We start from the raw sequence: 23,745 nt of genomic DNA, 5'->3' as shown, positions 1-23,745 counted from the left end.
TAATGAAACGTAAATATGGTGACGGTTCTTCGTGGAAAAGACTAATAGAAAAGAGTTATAGGCTTAAGCAAGTGGAAGAGGGAATGCTCGGAATACTGGATATAAAAAAGGTGAGAGAGCCTAGTTGTAAAGAATATGATGGTAAAGAAATTTGTATTGCAAGTGATGGGTATACGTGGGTTCAATATTTCATTAATGGAAAGAACTTTGCGATTACAGTTATGTTAGATGATAGGCACAATTTAGTGCAATATTATATTGATGTGACGAAAGAATATGAAATAGACGATCGTGGTTTACCGTATTTTGATGATTTATATTTAGATGTAGTATTATTACCTAGCGGTAAGGTGTATGTATTAGATGAAGAGGAGCTAGAGGATGCTTATAAAAGTGGCGATGTCACGAAGGAAGAGTATGAGTTAGCTTGGTACACTACGAAATGGATATTAGCAGCAATAAAAAATAGTGAATTTTATTGGATTTCAATATTGGAAGAAGAAATCGAAAAGTTAAAATGATTATTGTATTCAAATTTTTGTATAATTACCAAAAAAATCTATACAAAAAATAATTGACTTTTGTTTTGTAAGCGAGTAAAGTTAGGGAAGAAATTATTATTAAAAAATAAATATGAAACCTTCTTATAAAGAGAGGCGGAGGGACTGGCCCTACGATGCCTCGGCAGCGGACTCGATTTCAGAGTGCTGTGCCAAATCCAGCAAGCATGTGCTTGAAAGATGAGAAGAGCGTTTCTTATAGATGTATAAGACCTCTTCTCACCGGAAGAGGTCTTTTGTTATTCATTAGAAAAAGGTTGAAACTAGGGAGAGATGGTACTTTGAAAGAAACGAGAGGAAATGGTTTAGCTTTATTACCACTTGGGATATTTTTGGCGCTATTTATTGGTTCTGGAATTATTACAGGTGATTTCTATAAATTGCCGATACTTGTAGCGATTTCAATTGCTGTAGGAGTCGCTTTAGTGATGAATCGTAAAGAAAGTTTTAATGTGAAAGTAGAGCGGTTCGCTAAAGGTGCAGGAAATCCGGATATTATGATTATGGTATTAATTTTTGTGCTTGCAGGTGCATTTTCTGAAACTGCTAAAGGAATGGGTGGAGTAGACTCAACTGTTAATTTAGCGTTAACTATTTTACCGCCAGGATTTATCGTAGCTGGAATCTTTGTTATTGGTGCATTTATTTCATTAGCAATGGGAACTTCAATGGGAACAATTGCAGCATTAGCGCCGATTGCTGTAGGTATTAGTGGTCAAACTGATATCTCAATTGCGCTTGCGATGGCTACTGTTGTTGGGGGAGCGATGTTTGGTGATAATTTATCATTTATTTCAGATACAACAATCGCAGCTGTTCGTTCACAAGGAACAGAAATGAAAGATAAGTTTAAAACGAATTTTTTAATTGTATTACCAGCGGCTATTATTACAATTGTACTATTAGTAATAGTTACTTCAGGAAGTGACACGCAAATTAAAGCACATAGCTTTGATTGGATAAAGATTTTACCGTACGCAGGAGTACTTATTACAGCGCTACTTGGCTGGAATGTACTTATTGTATTAACTGGTGGAACTGTATTATCTGGTGTTATCGGTCTTATAGATGGAAGTTACACGTTAGAAAGTTTCTTTAAAAGTGTAACGACTGGAATGGGCGGTATGATGGAGTTAGTATTACTTGCTATATTAATTGGCGGTATGGTTGAATTAATCCAATATAATGGTGGTATTCAATATTTAATGAATGTATTAACACGTAATATTCGTTCGAAAAAAGGTGCGGAATTTGGTATTGCTGGTTTAGTAAGTATGACTAATATGTGTACAGCGAATAATACGATTTCGATTATCTTTACAGGCCCGCTTGCAAAAAATATTGCAGATCAATATGAAATAGACCCTCGTAAATCAGCGAGTGTATTAGATCTTTTCTCATGTTGTGTACAAGGATTAATTCCGTACGGTGCCCAAATGTTAACGGCAGCAGGATTTGCAGCGTTATCTCCGGTTGAATTGTTGCCATATGCATTTTATCCAATCTTAGTTGGAGTATGTGGGATTGTTTCTATTTTAATTGGATTTCCAAGATTTTCGAAAGTAGCTGAGAAAAAAGAGTATCATAAAACAGCTTAATTTAATATGAATGTTAGTAATTAAAAAAACGTGCAGAGAATAAACTCTGCACGTTTTTTTGCGTAAAGGGCTGAATATGACTCGGTCTTAAGTCTGAGTTAAAAACGGTTCTTAAGCTCGTTATGGAAAGATGAAAAAATAGTTAAGATAAGAGTATCAAATCGAAGGGAGGCAAGCACAAGATGAAACAATTTCTAGCGTTTATCGCAGCCGGTATTTTGGCTTTAATTGCTCTTGGTAGTCTTGCTGGTATTGTAGGATTCGCAATCGGAGCAGGAGTTGTATATTGGAGCTACAAATCATTTGTGCGAGCTAAGTCATTTTTTGGAAAGTTAGCTTGGGGTATTGTTGGTTTAATCGGTTTATCCATTGCGCTTTCTCATTCACCAGCATTAATCGGTATCGCTGCTTTAGTGGTTTTATACTACGGATACCGTGAGTGGAAAAAAGAAAAAGATGTAGTTGTTGAATCTGCTCCAGAAAGTTCTAAACCATATAGCAACTTTGAAGATGAGTGGAACAAATTAATGAAAAACTAAAACAATAAATCAAATTATAAATAAAGTAGAAGAGAGGAAGATTTATAATGAAACAATCTTTATTCGGACGTGTACGCGATGCAATTTTAGCTGATTTTCATAACGTGTTAGATGAGAAGGAAAGAAAAAATCCAATTGCGATGTTAAACCAATATTTACGTGATAGTGAGCGTGAAATAACAAAAATTGAGAAGTTAATTGAACGTCATAAAACATTAAAATCTAACTTTGCTCGTGAGCTTGAGCAAGCACGTTATTTCGTTAACAAAAGATCAAAGCAAGCTATCATTGCTCAAGAAGCAGGCGAGTTACAATTGCACGAACGTGCGTTAGAAGAGGTAGCTTATTATGAAGGGCAAGTAACTCGATTAGAAGAAATGTATGCAGGTGTTGTAGAGCAAATTGATGAGTTAGAGCGTCGTCTTTCTGAAATGAAAAATAAATTAAAAGAAATGCACGCAAAGCGTATGGAACTAATGGCACGTGAAAATATGGCACATGCAAATCGTCGTATGAATACTGCAATGCATAAAATGGATGAAAATAATCCGTTCTTACGATTTGAAGAAATTGAAGATCACATTCGTGACTTAGAAACTCGTATGAATGAAGAGCATGAGCGTGACACATTTGATATGAAAATTGCAAAACTTGAGCGTGAAATGAAAGAAAAGAATGATGTATCGTTAACGAAAGAGTTAACAAAATAATAGTAGTATATTATAAAACAGGCTTATGATATAGTGATAGGAGAAAAGGTGTTGGAAAGCAATGCCTTTTCTTCTATGTATATGTGACAAGAAGGGGGGAGCTGAAATGAAGAAACATTTTTCAAAGACACAATTAATGGGGATGCTCCTCATCATATTTGGATTCGGTCTTTTTCTTGATATGATACTTGGACATTTTGAACCAGGTGGTCTCATTTTTGCATTTATTATGCTTATGTTTGGAAGGCATTATCGTAAAAAGAATCGTTATGTACGGGGAAATGTATTTTTATTTGTTGGTGGTATCGTATTTTTATTCTTCTTATTTTCATCAGCAGCATTTGTTCTTGTCGTATTTGCTTGTTTAGCTTTAATTGGTTATCAATTGATTCAACAAGGGCATCAGCAAAAAGCAATGAAGGTTGAAATTAAAGAAAAAGGGATTATAGACGAAGAGAAGCAAATATATCGTACAGAACCATATTTGAAAAATATGTTTGTAGGCAATGTACGAATGATGGATCATATTTATGAACTTGAGGATATTAATGTTCAATACGCTGCTTGTGATGTGGAAATAGATTTAACTACTGCTATGATTCCAGAAGGGGAAACGATAATTGTTATTCGGGGTGTCGTTGGTAATATTCGTTTATATGTGCCATATGATATTGAACTTTCTTTAAATCATTCTGTTATTGTCGGACGTGTGCTCTTGCCAGGTCATGAAGAGACAGGGTTTAACCGCAATGTTACATTTAGAACAGAGCAGTATAAAGAGGCTCCTCGTCGTATTAAAATTATTTCTTCGCTTGTCGTAGGCGACACGGAAGTGAGGAAAGTATAATGAAGAAACAAAAAAATATTTCGTGGATGTATATTCGTTATTCTATGTTGTCCTCAGTTAGTATCGCACTCATTTGTACAATTGTATATGTATGGAAAAGCGAGCAACAAGTGTATGATTTATTATGGAAGGAATCCATCGCTTCTGTTCCAATTGGCTTGTTTATTATGACTACAAGTTTACTTATCGGGGGAATTGTAGGATATGCAATCGGTTACTATATAGAGCAGCGTATACAAGGATTAAATACGTTTCTATTTGAAGTAGAGCGAGGGAATTTTCCGAGCGATGTTTCGTTTACTGCAGATGATGAATTTCATGAAGTGGAACGAAAAGTAATCGTTTTGGCTCGTCGATTAGAGGAGCAAGCTGGACTCTTTCAAAAAGTAACGAATGAACGAGCTCATTGGAATGAAGAGATGAGACAAGAAGCGATTTCTCAAGAAAGGCATCGTTTAGCAAGGGAGTTGCATGATTCAGTAAGTCAGCAGCTTTTTGCAATGTCGATGATGATGTCAGCGATTAATGAACAAATAACTGAATTTCCAGATGTGACAAAAAAACAATTACAACTTGTTGAAAATATGGTTGTAAATGCTCAATCAGAAATGAGAGCATTGCTCCTTCATTTACGTCCTGTACAATTGGAAGGTAAGAAACTGACAGAAGGTATAGAGGAATTATTAACGGAATTATCGCGAAAACAACATATGAAAATTGAATGGCTTATTGAGCCAATAGAATTAAAAAAAGGTGTAGAAGATCATTTATTCCGTATTGTGCAAGAAGCGCTATCAAATACGTTGCGACACGCAAAGGCAAAGAAAACAGAAGTGCGCCTTCGAAAAATTGATCAATATGCGATTTTAAAAATTATTGATGACGGCGTTGGGTTTGAAGTAGGCGTTAATAAGGCAGGTTCATATGGCCTAAGATCGATGCAAGAGCGTGTTCATGAAATTGGTGGGACACTCAAGGTGCTTAGTTTCCCGGCCAAAGGTACACAAATAGAAGTAAAAGTACCGATTATGATTGAGAGAGGGGGAGAAGTATGATAAAAGTATTGCTTGTCGATGATCATGAAATGGTTCGTATGGGTGTATCGGCATATTTATCTACACAGCCAGATATTGAAGTAGTAGGGGAAGCTGAGAATGGACGAAAAGGATCAGAATTAGCATTGCAATTAAGACCGGATATTATTTTAATGGACCTTGTTATGGATGAGATGGATGGTGTCGAAGCAACACGTGCTATTATTCAAGAATGGCCAGAAGCAAAAATTGTAGTTGTAACAAGCTTTTTAGATGACGAAAAATTGTACCCTGTTATTGAGGCTGGTGCGACCAGTTACTTATTAAAAACATCAAGAGCAAGTGATATTGCTGATGCTGTACGAGCTACTTATGATGGAGAAACAGTATTAGAGCCGAAAGTTACCGGGAAAATGATGTCCCGTATGCGTCAAAAGAAAGAGCAACCTTTGCATGATGACTTAACGGAAAGAGAGTTTGAGATTTTGTTATTAATTGCAGAGGGAAAAAGTAATCAAGAGATTGCGGACGAGTTATTTATTGCACTGAAAACGGTAAAGACACATGTGAGTAACATATTAAATAAATTGAATGTAAGTGATCGTACTCAGGCAGTTATTTATGCATTTAGGCATCAATTAACGAAGTGATAAAGTGAAGCTTTAATTGGCGGGGAATTCCTCGCTGATTATTGGCTCGCTACAATATAGATTTGGCGTTAAAACCATCGAATGTTTTTATTGACGATAAATAATGTAAGCGTTATCGTTAAGGTGTTAACAGTACATATAAAGGGGAGAATGTATATGTTAGTTCAAACTATATTCGGAATGGATAAGTCTAAAAAATTAGGGGAGTATGTGAACGCATTACAAGCACTTTGTGAACAATATAATGTTGAAACAGATAAAATTGCGATTATTGAGGCAACAGAGGAATACTATTTATTTTTAGTAAAGCAAGAAGAGCGCTATGATGTTGTCAAGGTAGAAACAGTTGATACGAATATTGAATATTATACGAAGGCTTATAAAATAAGCAGTTTTAATCATACTGCGTATCAAATGTAAAAAAACTCCCTTTTGGGAGTTTTTTTAGGAGGCTTTTACTTCGTGAGATTCGGTTACTAATGGAACTTTTTTCGTACCGCTTAACTTAGCCATTGCAAGACCAATAAGAGCTCCTACTAATGCTGGTATTAGCCAGCCGATTCCTTCATTATATAAAGGGATAAATTCAAAATATGGTGTGATAAATGAAACTGAAATACCACCTTGTTTTAATCCATCAAATACGCTCACTACAGCTGCTCCAATTAAAGCACCTACATAAACAGAGCGATATCCACCGAAGTATTTATGAAGTAATGATAGTAGTACGAGTACAATCGCAATTGGATACACAACAAGTAGAATTGGAACAGAGATTGCGATAATTTTCGTTAAACCTAAGTTGGCAACTAGTAATCCTAATGCGCAAATGATACTCGCGAACGTTTTGTATGAAAATGTAGTCAATAATGTTGAAAAATATTGGCTGCACGCAGATACGAGTCCAACGCATGTCGTTAAACAAGCGAGTGTAACGATAAGAGATAATAGGAGCAAACCGTATGGACCGAATAATTGTTGTACGATAACAGTAAGTAGCTGTCCGCCATTTTTTGCATATCCGAGCGAGACGCTAGTTGCCCCAAGCCAGCCGAGTGCACCGTATACAAGTACGAGCCCTGTAGCGGCAATAAGCCCTGCTTTTGCTGTGGCGATGGCAATGGACTTACGATCATTCACACCTTTAGAACGAATTGCATTTACAACGATAATTCCGAATGCAAGTGCTGAAATAGTGTCCATTGTTAAGTAGCCTTCCATAAAGCCTTTGAAGATTGGAGAAGTTTGATACTCTTGCATTGCTGGTCCTGATTGCCCAAGTGGTGTAAATACACTTTTAACAAACAATAAGAAAATAGAGAGTAATAAAATAGGTGTTAATACATTTCCAATACGATCAACAAGTTTAGATGGATTCAAACTCAGCCAAAATACGATAGTAAAGAAGATGATTGTATATACAAATAGCACTAGGCTGCTAGAGCGGATTGTTTCTGGTAAGAAAGAACTAACACCCATTTCATAAGCGACATTTGCAACACGTGGGATGCCCATAGATGGACCGATAGCAATGTATACAATTACTGTAAAGAAAATTCCGAATAATGGATGAACATGACTTGCAAGTTGCTGCATTCCATTTCCAGATAGAGAAATTGCGATAACAGTTAGTAGTGGTAAGCCAACTCCTGTTAGTAAAAATCCAATCATTGCTGGCCAAAAGTTTTCACCTGCATTTTGGCCAAGCATGGGAGGGAAAATTAAATTACCTGCCCCAAAAAATAAAGAAAATAGCATAAGACCCGTGAAAAAAATATGTTTTTTTGATACAGTGTTCATTGTTTTTCCTCCTTTTTTAAATTTATTTGTAAGAACACAAAAAACTCGTCCCTAAAGAAAGGGACGAGTTATATTTACCCGCGATACCACCCTAATTTACACATGTAGAAATAAATCTATATGTATACGGCTTTGCAACGTACAACATGATACGTGTTCCTTGTAACGGGGGACGGCCGGTAAGAACTTACTGTAACATTCGGTTCTACTTCTCGGAGATGATTTTCGGTTACGCACTGAACGTTGGCTTTCAGCAAATCGCCAACTCTCTGGGGAACAGTTCTATAACGTACTCGTTCTCGTCAATGAATTTTTATTCAAGTATTCTGACAGTATTGTTGCATGTTTTTTTTAGAAAGTCAATATGTTTTTTGAAAGATATATTTATATACGGAAATATCGAAAGTAATATTCGTTGTTGCAAAAGGAATAATGAATTGTAAAATGGGAGTAAAAATTTGTGGAGAATTGTAAAATTTATAGAGAAAGTTGATATTTATAGGAGTAAAGAAGGGATTATTTGAATTTACAGAGAATATTACAACAATCCACTTGCTGGAAAGAACAAACCAAAAGAGGTGACTGAAATGCTTGCGATGGGAGTATTATTTGGCATTATTGCTATAATTGGTTTTATGTGGTTATATTATTCGCGTTCGTTTAAACAAGCAGAAGTTTTACTCTTTCAAAAAGGTAGTTTGTTGACAAATCAGTCTAGATATTTAGTATGTCCGAAGTGTGGAAGTGCACAGGCCAGAAGTGGAGGATATCAAGAGTGTTGCAAAATTAGATTATGAAAGAAAGGAAGCCTCACATTATTTTGTGAGGCTTCCTTCCTTACAACTTCATGGCGCTCCAAATTGTCCATCGATCTCTTTCAATAATAGGAGAGACGTTTTGTAATGCGGTCTGTATATGTTGTAGAAGTTGAGAAAGTTCATCATCTGTTAACTCATATAGAATGGATCGACCTGTTCGAGGAGATAAATCTTGTAGCAATGCTTCTACAGAATCATGTATTTTTCGTACTTCCCATTGTGTTTGTGTGGGAAGCACGTGAAGAGAATGTTTTTGTAATTCTTTCTGTATCGTGTTGGTTTTTGGGCGTCTTTTTGATTCTATTTCAATGAGTTTTGGAAATATAGAGAAAAAATATCCACGAATGTGTTCGGGACTTCCTGGAACTGTACAATCTTCAATCGTTCGATCTTGTAAAATAAGTACACCGTTTTTATTTAATATACGAGAAGCTTCACATAAAAATGTAGGAATGTCTTGTAAATGATGAATAACTGCACGAGAAATAACTATGTCGAATGTTTCATTAGGGTATGGGATATTATGTGCATCACCGTGGATGTAAGAAATATTTGGAATGTTGCCGCAATTTTCTTTTGCAGCTTGTAATATTTCTTTTGAAAAATCAAGTCCCACAACATTTTTGGCTCCCATAAGAGCAAGTTCTTTCGTATAAATCCCGCCACCGCAGCCAATATCAATTATTTGCTTGTTTTGTATGTCTGTAATGTTTTTTACCATTTCAGCCCAAGAAATATGAGCGTTTCTTGTTGCGTATGTGTATTTATTATTTGGATCATGAAAATTAATGGACATGATAAAGACCTCCTTTCAATGATTAGTATAACTTATTTAATAGGATGTCACGTTTTTGTTTTATGTATGAAGATTATAAGAATTTCTTATCGTAAAAGGAGGATTAATTTGAAAGGGAAATATGTATTGTTGTTATTTGTTATGTTACTAGCAGCTTGTGGTCAAGCTGAGCAAAAAAAAGAAACAAAAAAAGTAGAAGAGACGGTGAATGAAGTGAAAGAAACAATAGAGGTAACCGTTATACAAAAAAAACATAAAGAGAAAAAGTTGCAGGAATCAGAAGCGAAGTTAGTAATAGACATTTTGGATAAAGCTGAGAAACAAGAAATAACCGGAAGCTTCGGTGAACCTGAATATGAAATACAAATTAGTAGAGATGGGAAAAAAGAAACTTATTATGCATGGTTAAGGGGAGAAGATAGACGAGGATGGGTGCAATATAAGAAAGCTATGTATATGTTGAATGAAAAAGATACGGAAAAGCTTTTGGCTATATTTCCAAATGTTTCAGAACAAAAAGAAGATGAGATGCAGGTAGGTCCTTTAACGGAAGTAACAAAAAAAGATTTGCAGATTACTACGTTTCATATTAAAGCGGGCGATCAAAACGTGAATTATATGGTACGGTATACGATTTCACAATCACTATACAACAAGTTAGTGAAGGAACGAGAGTATTATTTGCAACTCACTTTCCCAGAAAAAGTTCAAAAATTAATTGGAGCAAAAGAGAGTGAAATGATTTTAGGTGAAAAAGTAAAGGAAGGGTATAAGCAATATGAATTGCAGGCTACTGTTCCGATAAAAGGTGCTTCAGAATCACAATTAAAATCATTAGAAACATATTACGAAAAGTATGATTTGAAAATATTAAACAGTGAAAAAGAAAAAATAGGCGTGTTTCAAAATATAATTCAAATCGTTAAAGAGTATGGTGAAAAAATGAATTTTCAAAGATAAAGTGAGACTTTAATCGGCAGAGGATGCTCATTTTTCGTTGATTAATAGTCTTTGCCAATTCGGCGTTGATTCCCGCTTAACTTCTTTGTTCCAACTGAATTTTGAGATAAGATCCTTATTGGCTGTAACTGAATTGAAATTCTATATAGCCTTTCCTAGGAAATGATAATAGAGAGGGGAGAAGAACACCCTCTCTATTATTTTGCTTTTGCAGATGGCTCATTCATTGATTTTCGTGTAATAAGAAATGAAATCATAAGAGCGGAAAGAATGATAAGAGTGATAAGTAAGTGATTTGGCAACCAATCTAATAATAATACATAGCTCACTGTATAAAAAATAAGAGTTGAAGCTAAAAATGATAAAACACTTATTATGAGAGATTGTAAATTCATTCGTATATACCTCCTTTATTTATATTTTTGGCTAAAAATGGATTAAATAAACATTATTTCTAACAATAGAAAAAAATATGTCATAATAGAGAAAAGAACAAGCTTTGATGAATGAATAGGATTCATTAATGAGAGATAAAGGAGAGGAATATGAAAAATAATAAAAAAGGATTATGGGGAATTATTGTTGCGATAGGTCTATTTTTACTGTCTAAGTTAAAGTGGGTATTTGCAATTTTTAAATTAGCAAAGTTTTCAACGGTATTTAGTATGTTTCTATCGCTTGGCGCATACGCAGTTCTATATGGTTGGAAATTTGGAGTGGCGCTCATTTATTTGTTGTTTGTTCATGAAATGGGCCATTTATGGGCTGCGAAAAGAAAGGGGATCCCAACATCGCCAGCAATCTTTATTCCGTTTATGGGGGCCCTTATTGGAATGAAAGAGATGCCGAAAAATGCGAAAGATGAAGCTTACATCGCCTATATGGGGCCGCTTTTCGGACTTCTTTCATTTTTACCCGCGATTCCACTTTATATAATGACGCAAGAGCCGTTTTGGGCGCTTGTTATTTTGCTTGGAAGTATGATTAATTTCTTTAATTTAATTCCTGTTTCGCCGCTAGATGGTGGGCGAATTATTTCAGTTGTCAGTACTAAAATTTGGGGAGCAGGCCTTATTTTATTACTTGGCTATTCAATTTACTTTAAAAGTATTTTGGGAGGATTTATTGTTATTATCGGTTGTATGGAATTATACAGAGTGATAAAGAGAGATGAGCCGATTAAGGAATTAGGGCATAAAATTGATGGAATGAAAGAATATGTTGCTAGGCTTGAAGAGGAATTAAAAGAAACTGGAGCTGTACATCGGACTATATACATGATGCATCATGAGATGAATGCATTAAGACAAAGAGAACGGGAAAAAGAGTTACAAATAGGTGAACTTCAAAAAATGGAAGTGTTAGAGTATCTTTTACCGAAGTTTGAACCGTTAGATTATGTTCCATATGAAGATGAAAAAGATGAGTATACTATTCACATAAGAGAAGTATTTGAAGCGTCAGAAAGAAAATTAAATGAATGGAAAACAGAAAAGGAACAACAAGAAAACTATTATAAAGTGGATACGAAAACGAAATGGACAGTATTTGCTTGTTATATCGGATTAATAGCTATACTTGGTTATACAGCTTATGAAGGTTATATTGTTTTACAGGAGCATTTGCCAAGACGAAATGTGTAGAAAAATATTGTCGAAATGATAGGAAGAATTAATACAGGAATTATATTTCTACGAGAGAATGTTACAAGTATAGTCATACATTGTAATATCTTTAGTAGAGAAGGAGTTCTGTATATGAAGAAATTGTTAAGTGTATTCGGGATTATTATCGTAATGATCATTGCGAGTTATAGTCTTATGAAAGTGCTGTTACATTATGCGAATAAGCCTGCTGAGGTAAATACAATAGCTCAAGTAGAAGATGTGCAAGAAGAGACAAACGTGCTAGATTTTATTCGAATGACACATGAAAGCTATAATAATTTCTTAAATTACGGTAAAGCAGAGAATTATACAGACGGGGATTGGAAGCAATTTAAGCAATGGTTTCAACAACAAGAACCATCTTTAAAAAATATACATACGGAAATAAAGAATGAAAAAATAAAACGCGATGTAAATAGAAGCTATGAAATTGTAAAAAAAGGTGTGGAACTTCAAAATATTGAGTATGTAGTGTATGCCCACCGTGTATATCATGACTTGGATATTATCGTAAATAAATATAGAGGTGAAACGAATATCTGGGGGTATACGGAGTTTGGCGATGGGAAAGATAGAAAGGTAATTGAACAAGCTATACAAACAAAATAATAAGCTAGCTAGAATTCTAGTTAGCTTATTTTCTTTTGTAAATGCAATGTTCATATATTATTCACAAAAACAACGTGTTAATAGTGATTAAAATCACAATCTGCATTATAAGATTCAGTTAAACTAAAAACAGTTAAGGAAATAGAGGAGTGGGATACAATGTTAAGTGCAAAAACAATTGAAATCGTAAAGTCAACAGTACCATTATTACAAGAAAAAGGCGTTGAAATTACAACGAGATTTTATCAAATTTTATTTTCAGAACATCCGGAGTTATTGAATATTTTTAACCATACGAATCAAAAAAAGGGAAGACAACAACAAGCGTTAGCGAATGCTGTTTATGCAGCTGCAACGTACATTGATAATTTAGAAGCAATTATTCCGGTTGTAAAACAAATTGGTCATAAGCATAGAAGTTTAGGTATTAAAGCTGAGCATTATCCGATTGTAGGTACATGTTTACTACGTGCCATTAAAGAGGTCGCAGGTGCACCTGATGAAGTTTTAAATGCATGGGGAGAAGCATATGGTGTCATTGCTGATGCATTTATTAGCATTGAAGCAGAGATGTATGAAGAAGCTGCACATAAAGAAGGTGGATGGAAAGACTTCCGCAACTTTGTGATTGTTAAAAAAGTGAAGGAAAGCGATGTTATTACGTCATTTTATTTGAAACCTGAAGATGGAGGGAAAGTTTCTTCATTCATCCCAGGTCAATATGTAACGGTTCAAATCAATATTGAAGGTGAGACATATACACATAATCGTCAATACAGTTTATCCGATGCACCTGGGAAAGAATATTATCGTATTAGTGTCAAGAAAGAAAAAGGTGTAGATACACCAGACGGTAAAGTATCTAATTACTTACATGAACATGTAAAAGAAGGAGATGTTTTACCAGTAAGTGCACCAGCGGGAGATTTCGTGTTAAATATGGATTTAACGTTACCAGTTGTACTAATTAGTGGTGGAGTAGGGATTACACCGATGATGAGTATGTTAAATACGTTAATTGAACAAGATTCAAAACGTAATGTATATTTTGTTCATGCAGCAATAAATAGTAATACACATGCAATGAAAGAACACGTTAAGGCAGTAGAAAATGAATATGAAAAAGTTAAAGCATATACTTGTTATTCTGCACCGACTGAAAAAGATTTAGAAATGAAGAACTTTGATAAAGAAGGTTTCGTTGAAAGCGAGTGGTTAAAAACTATTATTCCGACAACTGAAGCAGAATTTTATTTTTGTGGTCCAGTAGCATTTATGAAGCATATAAATGCTGCACTAACTGATTTAGGTGTGAAACAAGAGCATATTCATTATGAATTTTTCGGCCCAGCAACAAGCTTACAATAAGACGAATGAGAATAAACAAAAAAACGAGGTATTTATTTTACCTCGTTTTTTATTTGTTCTCGTAATAAACGGTTAACTGTTTCACGGCGTATGCCTATCAGTTGACCAATTTCAGTTTGTGTTAATATTTCATATATAGGAATGTCACCTAAATATAATGTGAACCATTCTTGTAAACGATGAAGACGTTCTTTCGGAGAGACGGTTGTCAATTGATCAATTCGTTGTTGCATCATTCTTAATTTAGATTGCAATTGCATAGCGATGTTGGCATATGATTCGGGATTTGCTTGAAGTCTCTCATACCATTCACTACTAGTGATCGGTTCAACTTCTGTTTTTATTAAAGCGATAGCTGTACCGTGATATTCTTTCGGTGAAATCAAAGAATGATGAGGTATTGTTTCACCTGGAACGATAATGTTGAATAAAAATGGTGTTCCGTCTTCCTCTAGCCGAACTACTTTTAATAAGCCTGTTTTTATAAAGTATAAAGGACCGTCCTCGCCTTGACGGAATAGTACATCTCCTTTGTGTAGAATCAATGTTAGCCCCCCATTAATATGTTTCTATTTCTTCTATTTTAGCGTATATGTATATAGACAATATGCTATTTCAACAGCAATTTCATTGACGAAATGTATGCTATTACAGTAGTATACTATTTAGTGTGTAATAGTACTAGCAATGAATACGCTGTAGGGGGTTTAGTATATTGTTAGATGCGATGAGAATGACGGATATGAGAATTCCGGCGAATGCTATCATTCATGTAGAAGAGATGAAAGGTGGAGTCGTTTTATCCGTTGAAGTAGACGGCCAAATTATTTATACGATGGCTTATGATGAAGAAACAGATAGTTATGCTGAATTATATGATCGAAATGATAAGAGGGCGTGCCAAGTACATGAAGACTTTATGGGATGGTCACTTCTTCACTAAAAAAGATGTCAATATGACATCTTTTTTTATTAAATCGATAGAATATACAAAGAAATGAAATATAAGGATAAAATTTGTAATAATTGATTTTGCATTGTTAGCACTCTGTAACTGCAAGTGAACTATTTTTTCGCTATCATAAAGATAACAGTCGCAGTTATAGGAGTGGTCAACTTGAAGAAAGTACATATTTCAAATTATATGTTATTATGTGTTTGTTTAATTTTATTTGTTCTCCTCGGAGGATTTTTATATTCATGTGTATAAGAAAAACGCATTCTAAAAAGAATACGTTATAAAAGGGAAATAATGATTAATCTAGTTCCAAGAATAATTAACGTAATACGTAATAAATTAATTACGGCGTTACCACTTAGTTTTGTATTAATATAAGCCCCGATTTTTCCGCCGATCCATGCACCAGGAATAAGGATTAATGCATAAATCCAGCTGACATTTCCAAGTGAGATGTGAGTTGCAGAACTTACAATTGCTGATAGAAATACGATGAACATTGAAGTTGCTACTGCAATATGTGCTGGGAATGCAAAAAGAAGCATCATTGCTGGAACAAGTAAGGCACCGCCACCAATTCCAAATAACCCAGATATAAACCCAACTATAAAGGCAATAAAGATAGCAAGAAACGGTGGGAATTGATAGTGTACAGTATTTCCATCATTATCTGTAAAAGAACGCTTAATTACAGACGTATTTGAGAGGGAAAGAGGTTTTAATTTGTCTCGAAGCATAAGTAGAATTGAGACGAATATAAGGAAAATCCCAAAGTATAAAGAAAATGTGTCTTGGTTTAAAAATTTATTTGCCCATGATCCGATAATACCACCAGGGCCGCTTCCGATAAATAAAATAAGTCCACTTTTATAATCTACTCGTTTATGCTTCATGTAAGTAAGGGTGGAAGATAGCCCTGTAAAAACGACTGTTACCATAGAAGTCCCTACTGCAAGTTGTGGTGATAAACTGTGTAATCCAATTAATAACGGAACAATAATAATTCCGCCTCCAAGCCCAACTAGGCTGCCGACTGTCCCGGCGATTAGTCCGATGAAAAGTAACATGATGTATTCCAAAATTGCCAACTCCTCTAAATAACTTATCCACCAATTATTATACACGCTTTTTAATGAGAAATAGGCTTGTTCACAAAAAAGTCGTCTTCCTAGAAAAATAAGGAAGACGACTTTTGATTAGAAAACAAAATGTAATAGATAGTAAAACAGAGCAGCTAAAGAAGCTGAAATAGGAAGTGTAATAACCCATGTAATTAACATACGTTTTGCAGTTCCCCATTTTACCCCTTTCACACGGTGAGAAGCACCAACCCCTAAAATAGAAGAAGAGATAACGTGCGTCGTACTAACCGGTAAGTGAATGAATGTTGCACCGAAAATAACAAGTGATGATGATAAATCGGCAGCTACACCATTTACAGGACGAATTTTCATAATTTGTCCACCGACAGTTTTAATAATTTTCCATCCACCGACAGAAGTACCAAGCCCCATTGCGATAGCACAAGATAATTGTACCCAGAACGGAATATCGCTAGAAGTATGATAGTTATTAGCCATAAGAGCCATCGTAATGATTCCCATTGCTTTTTGTGCATCATTCGTACCGTGTGTATAGGCTTGTAATGCTGCAGTGAAAATCTGGAATATACGGAAGTTTTTGTTCGTTTTCGTTAAGTTAAAGTTTTTAAAGACCACTTTAAAAATACTGTATACGATATAACCAATAACGAAAGCGATAATTGGTGAAATGATTAAAGCTTCAAGAATTTTAATGAATCCTTTAAGGTTTAATGAGCTAATACCAGCAGCAGCAATGGCTGCACCTGCGATTGAGCCAATAATTGCATGCGAAGAACTACTTGGGATACCGTAGTACCAAGTAATTAAGTTCCATGCTATCGCCGCAAGTAAAGCAGCTAAAATTACAAGAGAACCATTTTGTAAAGCAAATGGGTCAACGATATCTTTTGTAATCGTTTTTGCTACACCTGTAAATGTCATTGCACCTAAAAAGTTCATAATAGCTGCCATAATAATTGCATGTCTAGGCTTTAGAGCTTTCGTTGAAACAGCCGTTGCAATAGCGTTTGCTGTATCGTGAAATCCATTGATAAAGTCAAAAGCTAAAGCGCAAATGACTACTAAAACGGTCAGTATCAAGAGTGTATCCATGATCAAACTCCTTACGCATTCTTCATAATAATTGTTTCTAATACGTTTGCAACGCTTTGACAGCTATCAGCTACTTCTTCAAGCTCTTCGTAAATCTCTTTAAATTGAATAATCTTAATCGGATCTTTCTCACGAGAGAATAAGTGCTTAATCGCATGACGACGAATATCATCGCATTGTGATTCGTAATCCTTAATCTTAATCGCGTTCGTACGAATGTCGACTAACTTCTTTTTAGACAGTAGTTCAACAGAATTTGCAATTTCAATTGCACATTGATTAATTGCTTCTACGAATTTAATCATGTATTCATCAGCTTCTGTAATAGAATACATTTCGAACAGACCAGCACTGTGATCTAATCCGTCTAATACATCATCCATACTCATTGCAAGTTGTAGGATGTCCTCACGTTCAATCGGAGTAATAAACGCTTTGTTTAGCTCCATAATGATTTCGTGAATAAATGAGTCACCTTTTGACTCATACTCTTTCATGCGCATAGAAAACTCTTTTAAATCGCTAGCATTTTTAATTTTATACTCCACGAAAAATTGCGCGCCTTCTTTTAAATTTTCGGAAACATTCATTAACATTTCAGAAAATTTATCTTTTTTTGATTTAAAGACCATTATTGTTACCCCCACAAAAGTAATATATGTAAAATATATTGGCTAATCAATTCTAACAAAAAACTGTCGTTTTTTAAAACATTTTATCGAAAAGTTTACAAAAACTTAACATAACTCTCGTTGTTCTATTAATAATATTAATATCCAATAGTGAATATCTTACTTGTAGAATGTCCTTTTCTTGCAAAAAGTATGAATGTAAAAGAAAAGCTTTACACTATAGGAATGACTACGTTATTATAATAAATTTAAAAGGCGGTATATTCTTCCTTTTAAAAAGAAGAGTGTAAATAAATGAAGGAAGTGAACGAATGAAATTGAAGAACACTCATTTTAAAAAAATGCTTGAGTGGTTCAATAAGAGGAAGAAACTTCGTAATTCATTAATTGTATTGGGAAGTGTACTCGTTACTCTATTTATTGCTGTAAATATAATAATTTCCATTCAAGACATATCTGAATTAAAACAAGCTGTTCCACAACCGACTTTAATTTATGATGCAAATAATGAGGTCGCAACTAAATTAGCTTCTTCGAAAACAGAAGGCGTTAAAAGAAAAGATATTCCTGATATTATGGTTCAGGCAATTGTTGCAGTAGAAGATAAGGGATTTTTTAACCATCATGGTATTTATTATAGTGGAATTATAAGTGCAGTTTTTAAAAATATTACAGCAGGAGAAGTTGTAGCAGGGGGAAGTACAATTACACAGCAGCTCGCGAAGAATGTATTTCTGACACAAGATCGTACATTTTCTCGTAAAATAAAAGAATACTTTTTAACGAAAAAAATAGAACGTACTTATACAAAAGATGAAATTATTGAAATGTATATGAATCAAATTTATTTTGGGGAAGGTGCTTGGGGGATAAAGAGGGCAGCTAAATCTTATTTTGATAAAGAGGTAAAAGATTTATCAATTTCAGAAGCTGCAACGATCGCGGGCTTAATTAAAGCGCCGTCTGCGTATTCGCCTTATAAAAACTTTAATAAATCAATTGAACGACGTAATGTCGTATTAAGTTTAATGAAGGAACAAGGATATATTTCTGAAGAGCAATACAATAAAGAAAAAGAGTCAGGCCTTGTATTAAAACGTGGGGTTGATGATAAATATAAAGGTAAATACTCCCAATATGTAGACTATATAGTTAGAGAAGCGATGGATAAGTATGAATTAACACAAAATGAAATTTTAGCAGGTGGTTATCGTATTTATACTGAGCTGGATCCGAAAAAACAACAAGCTGTAGAAGATGTTGTGAATAATGATAGTTATTTCAAAGATAGTGGCTCAGATCAACTTATGCAAACGGGTGTAGTCCTTATAAATCCCAAAACAGGCGGTGTTCCAGCTTTAGTTGGGGGGAGAGGACCATATCAGTTTTTACAATTTAATCATGCTACGCAATTAAAAAGACAGCCAGGTTCAACATTAAAGCCTCTAGCTGTATATGTACCCGCTTTAGAACAAGGGTATGAGGTATACGATATATTAAAGGATGAACCATTTCATATTAAAGAATATGAACCTAAAAATAGTGATCAGGCTTTTCATGGTAATGTGACAATGTACGAAGCGGTAGCAAAGTCGTATAATGTTTCTGCTGTGTGGTTATTAGAACAAATAGGATTAGATAAAGGATTGAAATCTTTAGAGCGATTTGGTATTCCATTAGTACCAGAAGACCGTACGTATCCAATTGCTTTAGGTGGGATGCATGTAGGGACATCTCCATTTGTAATGGCCCAAGCATATAGTACATTCGCTAATGATGGGGTTCAAGTAGAGGCTCATGCAATTAGAGAAGTTCAAAATGCTGAAGGGGAAATAATAGGGAAATGGTATAAGAAAGAGACACGAGTGACGAGTGAGAAAATCGCTCAAAAGATGACGTATTTATTAAAAGGTGTTGTAGAAAAGGGAACAGGTGGAAAAGCGAAAGTTAATAATGTTGATACAGCAGGAAAGACAGGGACGACTCAACTTGTAAATGGTCCGAGCGTAGGAGCGAAGGACTCGTGGTTTGTAGGATACACACCAGATTTAGTAGGTGCGATTTGGGTGGGATATGACAAAACAGATAGCGAGCATTATGTGCCAGGTGGTAGTCAAATTACGACGACGATGTTCCGGGACATCATGAAAAAAGCAAATGCAAACCCAGCCCAAAAAGCGTTCCAATTGTCGTTAATATCTGAGGCTGACTATAAAAAACAATTGCAAACAATTGAAGAAGAAAAGAGAAGAAAAGAAGAAGAAAAGAGAAGGCAAGAAGAGGAACAACAAAGGAAAAAAGAACAGCAAGAGTGGTTTGATAAAGTGAAAGAGTGGATTCCATCATTATGGTGAAAAAAGAGGCGAATTTCATTATTCGCCTCTTTCTCATGTGAAAAATAAAGTGAGCTCATAATGAGTGAGATAAATGCTACTATTCATTAAGAGTAATGTTCGTAATGCCAAAAGATTGAGAATCGTATGTGACGATTATTGTTCCTTTACTAATCGGTTCGTAAGGTAATTCTTCTTCATAACTACCATTATTTTCATTATGGATAGACAGCGTGATTTCATCAATTCCTTTATTTGTATACTGATCTTTAATCGTTTCAGCAATTTGAAGTAGAGTTTCGTAGTTAGAAGCTTTCGTAATAAGCATTCCTTTTATAACTTTTTTTTCATTATTTGTGGAATTGGAATAAGGGATGTCGTTTTGTTTCGTATACAAAAGTTTGTATGGAACTGTTTTTCTCTCCGCTTTTGAAATAGTGGAATATTTTAGAGTTAAAAAAAATCCTACACATAAAATAATGCATACCATAAGAGCAATCCAAATGCGTATCAGTGACATAACTCTCATTTTTCATCCCTCTTTCATATCTTTGACTTCATTATTTATCATACAAAATGAGGATTAAGATAGAGTAAATTTGAGGTAAAGAAACGTAAAGAAGGAGCACTTATCCTCCCAAATAAGTGCTCCTTTTTATTAAAAGAGAGATTTAATAGACAATCAAAATCACATCTATTACTTATAAATGTGCTTAGTCCTCCCAAAATATTTTCGGAAATTGTGGTTAGTAAATTCGGAAGACAGATAGTGTCGCAGTTGTATCGCCCGCAGGTCCTTGAGCGCCTTGAGGCCCTTGAGGCCCTTGAGGCCCTTGAGCACCAGTAGTCCCCGTAGTTCCTCCATCTAGGCAACCAGATCCATATTGAACTAGAATAGCTTGACCAAGAGCTTGAAGAAGTCTAACAAATTCTGTAAGTTCTGACTTAGGGATGTTAATATGGCTACATGCTCTTACTTCGCAACAATCATTACCATAAAATACTTTTCCTTTATTTTTATTGTTCATCTTTTCATTCTTTTCTTTCATAGAATCATTAGTCATTACTATATATTAAAATGAAATTTATACTAAATTCGTGATGGACAAACTACCATTTCTAAAAAAATAAGAAATTGGCCCACCTAGAAAGAAATAAGTAAGATATAGAGAAAGGTTTATATAATGTAAAGAAGAAAAGTGCAACATAAAAAACTACATGCTAATTGTTGGGAGTGTTTAACAATTGGCATGTAGTTCGTGGATTAGTCCTTTATTTACATTGATTTAATTTTTCAAGGGTTGTTTTAGGTAAGATTGGAATTGAAATAGTGAAAGTTGTACCATCTTCATTACTAGTCATTTTTAATGTGCCGTTATGATTTTGGATGATTTTTTTTGTTACTGACAAGCCTAGTCCTGTTCCCGAATCCTTCGTTGAGAAGAATGGATCAAAGATATATTCTTGAATAGCTGGAGGAATACCAATTCCATTATCTGTGAAAGTAATCCGAACGAAGTTATCAAGGCGATAACTAGTGATTTGAATAGAAAGAGGTTTGTCGCCTTGAGCATCGACGGCATTTTGAAATAGATTTAAAAACACTTGAACAAGTTCATGTCGATCAATATTGACTAAAATATCATCTAATTCATTAGAGAAGTTATAATCAATTGAAATGTTATGCAAGGAGACTTCACTAGCTAGTAACTGTTGAATATAGTCACGTAAAAATGTATTGATCGGAAACGGTTCTCTTGTAAATTCCCGTGTTTTTGAAACAGCTAAAAATTTTGTAATAATATTATTTGCACGATCTAATTCAGGGATAAGCAAGTTTTTAAATAACTCTTGATTTGATGTAGAAACGCTTTCTTGTAAAAATTGTAAGTATCCTCGTACTGTTGTAAGAGGATTTCGTACTTCGTGTGCAATTCCAGCTGCGATTCGCCCTGCTAACGAAAACTTCTCTGCATCACGTTCTGTATTTAAATAATGAAAGACACTAATAACTCTAAAAATCTCACCGTTATAATCACGAATAATTCGGTTATTTATAATACCGTAATTTTTGTCTAAAACTTCTTCATTATATATTTCTGTTCCCGTTCTTAATGTTTCAATTGCTTTAATTTTTTCTTCCGGCAAGTTTAGTAATTGTTGAATTGGTTTTCCAATAATATCATTGCGTATTACACCGAAATCATCTGCGGCAACTTGATTACATAAAGTAATATTCCCTTTACTATCGACAAAGGTTACATGATGTGAAAAGGCATCAAAAATATGAACAAAGTGTTTTTCAAGTTGTTCAAATAAAAATAATGAATCACAAGTAAGTTGAAAATTAGCTTCTTTATTTTCTTTTGGTATTTCTTGAATGGAATGAGTTGTTCTGGTTTTCTTTATTCGTAAACCAATATGTGGATTTTTGTATGTGAAATGATGTGGTAATTGATTCACAAGTTCTTCATAAAAACGTACTTTATTTTCTAGTTCTTCAATTCGTTTTTCATGAGATACAGTAGCATCGTTTGGAAGCATAAATAAATAACCCCTCATTTTAAAAATTCTTCCATATAGTATATCATATTTTTATAAGGATACTCTTAAAGAAAAGGCTACATAATGCAAAGTGTTTGGAAAGTGAATAGAAGATGAAGTTAAAAAGGGAGGGATATATGTGCTGTTCATTGGAGTGACAGGATGGGGAGATCATAATTCTTTATACATAGATTCCTATGAAAATAGAAATAAATTACGAACATATAGCGAGTATTTTCCTATTGTGGAAGTGGATAGTTCATTTTACGCGATGCAACCTGCACGAAATTATATAAAATGGGCAATGGAAACGCCGAAAGATTTTTCTTTTGTCGTAAAAGCGTATCAAGGAATGACAGGACATATGAAAGGTGAAATTCCTTTTTCTACGTTCGATGAGATGTTTGATTTGTATAAACAGTCTATTCTTCCTTTATTAGAAGCTGATAAATTAAAAACAATTTTATTTCAATATCCACCATGGTTTGATTGCAAAAAGAAAAATGTAGATTTTCTTCGATATACGAAAGAAAAAATGGAAGGTTTACCATGTGCAATAGAATTTCGAAATCAAACATGGTTTTATCCAGAAATGAGAGATAAGACGTTACAGTTTCTAGAACAGGAGAAATGGGTTCATACAATTTGTGATGAACCACAGGCTGGGATAGGTTCTGTGCCACTCGTGTTAGAGGTTACGAATTCAGACATGGCATTAATACGTTTTCACGGTCGAAATGTTCATGGTTGGCTTGATAAAGGGGAAAATTGGAGAGCGGTTCGCTGTTTATATCGCTACAACAATAAAGAACTGGAAGAATGGGTTGAACGACTAGAGCAATTAAAAAAGAAAACAAAGGATATATACGTACTGTTTAACAACAATTCAGGTGGGGATGCAGCAGATAATGCGAAACAGCTTATGAAAATGATGAACATTACATATGGTGAGCCGAAGCCGGAGCAATTAAATTTTTTTGAATGATAATAAACAAGAAAGGCACTGTACAAACAGGGGGAATGTACAGTGCCTTTCTATATGAAAAAGAGGGGTAACAATGTTACTGAGCGTTTGGTTGATTCATCAATTGTTGGCTTCATAATAAATGATAATGGTTATCATTATC

At 34.5% G+C, this 23,745-nt stretch carries 26 protein-coding genes, 1 riboswitch and 1 other annotated feature; of the genes, 16 read left to right on the top strand and 10 right to left on the bottom strand.

Features of this window, described 5'->3' with window-relative positions:
• Positions 1-2 precede the first annotated feature (2 nt).
• The 8 genes from DN400_RS15665 (at position 3) to DN400_RS15630 (ending at position 6,358) form a co-directional block, all read left to right on the top strand.
• Positions 3-521 carry a ribonuclease FAU-1 family protein gene (locus DN400_RS15665; protein WP_063546925.1) on the top strand — a complete coding sequence of 173 codons (519 nt, stop codon included), beginning with the start codon at positions 3-5 and terminating at the stop codon, positions 519-521.
• A 120-nt stretch (positions 522-641) separates the two neighbouring features.
• Positions 642-747, top strand: a riboswitch (SAM riboswitch).
• 94 nt (positions 748-841) lie between these two features.
• On the top strand, positions 842-2,158 hold the full coding sequence (locus DN400_RS15660) for a Na+/H+ antiporter NhaC family protein (RefSeq protein ID WP_000665496.1): 1,317 nt from the start codon (positions 842-844) through the stop codon (positions 2,156-2,158).
• A gap of 182 nt (positions 2,159-2,340) precedes the next feature.
• Complete coding sequence (locus tag DN400_RS15655; protein ID WP_000808640.1) at positions 2,341-2,697, top strand: lmo0954 family membrane protein; 357 nt, start codon at positions 2,341-2,343, stop codon at positions 2,695-2,697.
• A gap of 47 nt (positions 2,698-2,744) precedes the next feature.
• On the top strand, positions 2,745-3,407 hold the full coding sequence (locus DN400_RS15650) for a PspA/IM30 family protein (RefSeq protein WP_000814127.1): 663 nt from the start codon (positions 2,745-2,747) through the stop codon (positions 3,405-3,407).
• A gap of 106 nt (positions 3,408-3,513) precedes the next feature.
• Entirely contained in the window at positions 3,514-4,254 is a 741-nt protein-coding gene (gene liaF / locus DN400_RS15645) for a cell wall-active antibiotics response protein LiaF (RefSeq protein ID WP_147801740.1), read from the top strand.
• Positions 4,254-5,309 (top strand): sensor histidine kinase, encoded by a 1,056-nt coding sequence (locus DN400_RS15640; protein WP_000744326.1) that lies wholly within the window; start codon positions 4,254-4,256, stop codon positions 5,307-5,309. The genes liaF and DN400_RS15640 overlap by 1 nt, the downstream gene beginning before the upstream one ends.
• The gene (locus DN400_RS15635) at positions 5,306-5,938 is read left to right on the top strand and encodes a response regulator (protein WP_000598707.1); all 633 of its coding nucleotides are present in this window, start codon (positions 5,306-5,308) and stop codon (positions 5,936-5,938) included. Before DN400_RS15640 ends, DN400_RS15635 begins: the two co-directional genes overlap by 4 nt.
• A gap of 81 nt (positions 5,939-6,019) precedes the next feature.
• Positions 6,020-6,358 (top strand): DUF3922 domain-containing protein, encoded by a 339-nt coding sequence (locus tag DN400_RS15630; RefSeq protein ID WP_147801739.1) that lies wholly within the window; start codon positions 6,020-6,022, stop codon positions 6,356-6,358.
• Between the two features lie 24 nt (positions 6,359-6,382).
• Here DN400_RS15630 and brnQ3 read toward each other — a convergent pair whose 3' ends face one another.
• Positions 6,383-7,738, bottom strand: a complete 1,356-nt coding sequence (brnQ3, locus tag DN400_RS15625) for a branched-chain amino acid transport system II carrier protein BrnQ3 (RefSeq protein WP_001099143.1) — start codon at positions 7,736-7,738, stop codon at positions 6,383-6,385.
• A 56-nt stretch (positions 7,739-7,794) separates the two neighbouring features.
• Positions 7,795-8,053, bottom strand: a binding site (T-box leader).
• Positions 8,054-8,325: 272 nt separating this feature from the next.
• Here brnQ3 and DN400_RS15620 point away from each other — a divergent pair.
• Positions 8,326-8,535, top strand: a complete 210-nt coding sequence (locus DN400_RS15620) for a hypothetical protein (protein WP_000880630.1) — start codon at positions 8,326-8,328, stop codon at positions 8,533-8,535.
• 40 nt (positions 8,536-8,575) lie between these two features.
• Here the strand turns inward: DN400_RS15620 and DN400_RS15615 are convergent, their stop codons facing one another.
• A complete protein-coding gene (locus DN400_RS15615; RefSeq protein ID WP_147801738.1) occupies positions 8,576-9,352 on the bottom strand; it encodes a class I SAM-dependent methyltransferase in 777 nt (258 codons plus the stop codon).
• Positions 9,353-9,460: 108 nt separating this feature from the next.
• On the opposite strand from DN400_RS15615, the gene DN400_RS15610 reads away from it, so the two are divergent.
• Positions 9,461-10,312 carry a YhfM domain-containing protein gene (locus tag DN400_RS15610; protein ID WP_000677053.1) on the top strand — a complete coding sequence of 284 codons (852 nt, stop codon included), beginning with the start codon at positions 9,461-9,463 and terminating at the stop codon, positions 10,310-10,312.
• Between the two features lie 197 nt (positions 10,313-10,509).
• Here DN400_RS15610 and DN400_RS15605 read toward each other — a convergent pair whose 3' ends face one another.
• On the bottom strand, positions 10,510-10,707 hold the full coding sequence (locus DN400_RS15605) for a hypothetical protein (RefSeq protein ID WP_001053359.1): 198 nt from the start codon (positions 10,705-10,707) through the stop codon (positions 10,510-10,512).
• Between the two features lie 150 nt (positions 10,708-10,857).
• Between DN400_RS15605 and DN400_RS15600 the strand changes: the two genes are divergently transcribed.
• The 3 genes from DN400_RS15600 to hmpA all read left to right on the top strand — a co-directional run bounded on the left by DN400_RS15600 (position 10,858) and on the right by hmpA (position 13,956).
• Entirely contained in the window at positions 10,858-11,955 is a 1,098-nt protein-coding gene (locus tag DN400_RS15600) for a site-2 protease family protein (RefSeq protein ID WP_000794493.1), read from the top strand.
• A 114-nt stretch (positions 11,956-12,069) separates the two neighbouring features.
• On the top strand, positions 12,070-12,588 hold the full coding sequence (locus DN400_RS15595; RefSeq protein ID WP_000735528.1) for a hypothetical protein: 519 nt from the start codon (positions 12,070-12,072) through the stop codon (positions 12,586-12,588).
• A 159-nt stretch (positions 12,589-12,747) separates the two neighbouring features.
• Positions 12,748-13,956 (top strand): NO-inducible flavohemoprotein, encoded by a 1,209-nt coding sequence (hmpA, locus tag DN400_RS15590; protein WP_147801737.1) that lies wholly within the window; start codon positions 12,748-12,750, stop codon positions 13,954-13,956.
• A 32-nt stretch (positions 13,957-13,988) separates the two neighbouring features.
• Here the strand turns inward: hmpA and DN400_RS15585 are convergent, their stop codons facing one another.
• Complete coding sequence (locus DN400_RS15585) at positions 13,989-14,501, bottom strand: Crp/Fnr family transcriptional regulator (protein ID WP_000600585.1); 513 nt, start codon at positions 14,499-14,501, stop codon at positions 13,989-13,991.
• A 170-nt stretch (positions 14,502-14,671) separates the two neighbouring features.
• Here DN400_RS15585 and DN400_RS15580 point away from each other — a divergent pair, with 170 nt between their 5' ends.
• Positions 14,672-14,899: a hypothetical protein gene (locus DN400_RS15580; RefSeq protein WP_000883009.1), complete on the top strand. Its 228-nt coding sequence runs from the start codon at positions 14,672-14,674 to the stop codon at positions 14,897-14,899.
• A gap of 293 nt (positions 14,900-15,192) precedes the next feature.
• Here DN400_RS15580 and DN400_RS15575 read toward each other — a convergent pair whose 3' ends face one another.
• From DN400_RS15575 to DN400_RS15565, 3 genes are all read right to left on the bottom strand, one after another.
• Positions 15,193-15,993 carry a sulfite exporter TauE/SafE family protein gene (locus DN400_RS15575; protein ID WP_000455762.1) on the bottom strand — a complete coding sequence of 267 codons (801 nt, stop codon included), beginning with the start codon at positions 15,991-15,993 and terminating at the stop codon, positions 15,193-15,195.
• Positions 15,994-16,110: 117 nt separating this feature from the next.
• Positions 16,111-17,109, bottom strand: a complete 999-nt coding sequence (locus tag DN400_RS15570) for an inorganic phosphate transporter (RefSeq protein WP_000380276.1) — start codon at positions 17,107-17,109, stop codon at positions 16,111-16,113.
• An 11-nt stretch (positions 17,110-17,120) separates the two neighbouring features.
• On the bottom strand, positions 17,121-17,741 hold the full coding sequence (locus DN400_RS15565; protein WP_000231445.1) for a DUF47 domain-containing protein: 621 nt from the start codon (positions 17,739-17,741) through the stop codon (positions 17,121-17,123).
• A 311-nt stretch (positions 17,742-18,052) separates the two neighbouring features.
• Between DN400_RS15565 and DN400_RS15560 the strand changes: the two genes are divergently transcribed.
• Positions 18,053-20,095, top strand: a complete 2,043-nt coding sequence (locus tag DN400_RS15560) for a transglycosylase domain-containing protein (protein WP_000769253.1) — start codon at positions 18,053-18,055, stop codon at positions 20,093-20,095.
• Positions 20,096-20,174: 79 nt separating this feature from the next.
• Here the strand turns inward: DN400_RS15560 and DN400_RS15555 are convergent, their stop codons facing one another.
• From DN400_RS15555 to DN400_RS15545, 3 genes are all read right to left on the bottom strand, one after another.
• A complete protein-coding gene (locus tag DN400_RS15555; protein WP_065228522.1) occupies positions 20,175-20,603 on the bottom strand; it encodes a hypothetical protein in 429 nt (142 codons plus the stop codon).
• A gap of 217 nt (positions 20,604-20,820) precedes the next feature.
• Positions 20,821-21,123 carry a hypothetical protein gene (locus DN400_RS15550; protein WP_147801761.1) on the bottom strand — a complete coding sequence of 101 codons (303 nt, stop codon included), beginning with the start codon at positions 21,121-21,123 and terminating at the stop codon, positions 20,821-20,823.
• Positions 21,124-21,346: 223 nt separating this feature from the next.
• A complete protein-coding gene (locus tag DN400_RS15545) occupies positions 21,347-22,618 on the bottom strand; it encodes an ATP-binding protein (RefSeq protein ID WP_000937248.1) in 1,272 nt (423 codons plus the stop codon).
• A gap of 139 nt (positions 22,619-22,757) precedes the next feature.
• Here DN400_RS15545 and DN400_RS15540 point away from each other — a divergent pair, with 139 nt between their 5' ends.
• Positions 22,758-23,603, top strand: coding sequence for a DUF72 domain-containing protein (locus DN400_RS15540; RefSeq protein WP_000897363.1), 846 nt, complete (start codon positions 22,758-22,760; stop codon positions 23,601-23,603).
• The last annotated feature ends 142 nt before the right edge of the window (positions 23,604-23,745 follow it).

This window comes from Bacillus sp. AR8-1, assembly GCF_008042345.1.
In the GTDB taxonomy this organism is placed as follows: Bacteria; Bacillota; Bacilli; order Bacillales; family Bacillaceae_G; genus Bacillus_A; species Bacillus_A cereus.
This window is presented reverse-complemented; position numbering and strand designations above follow the sequence as displayed.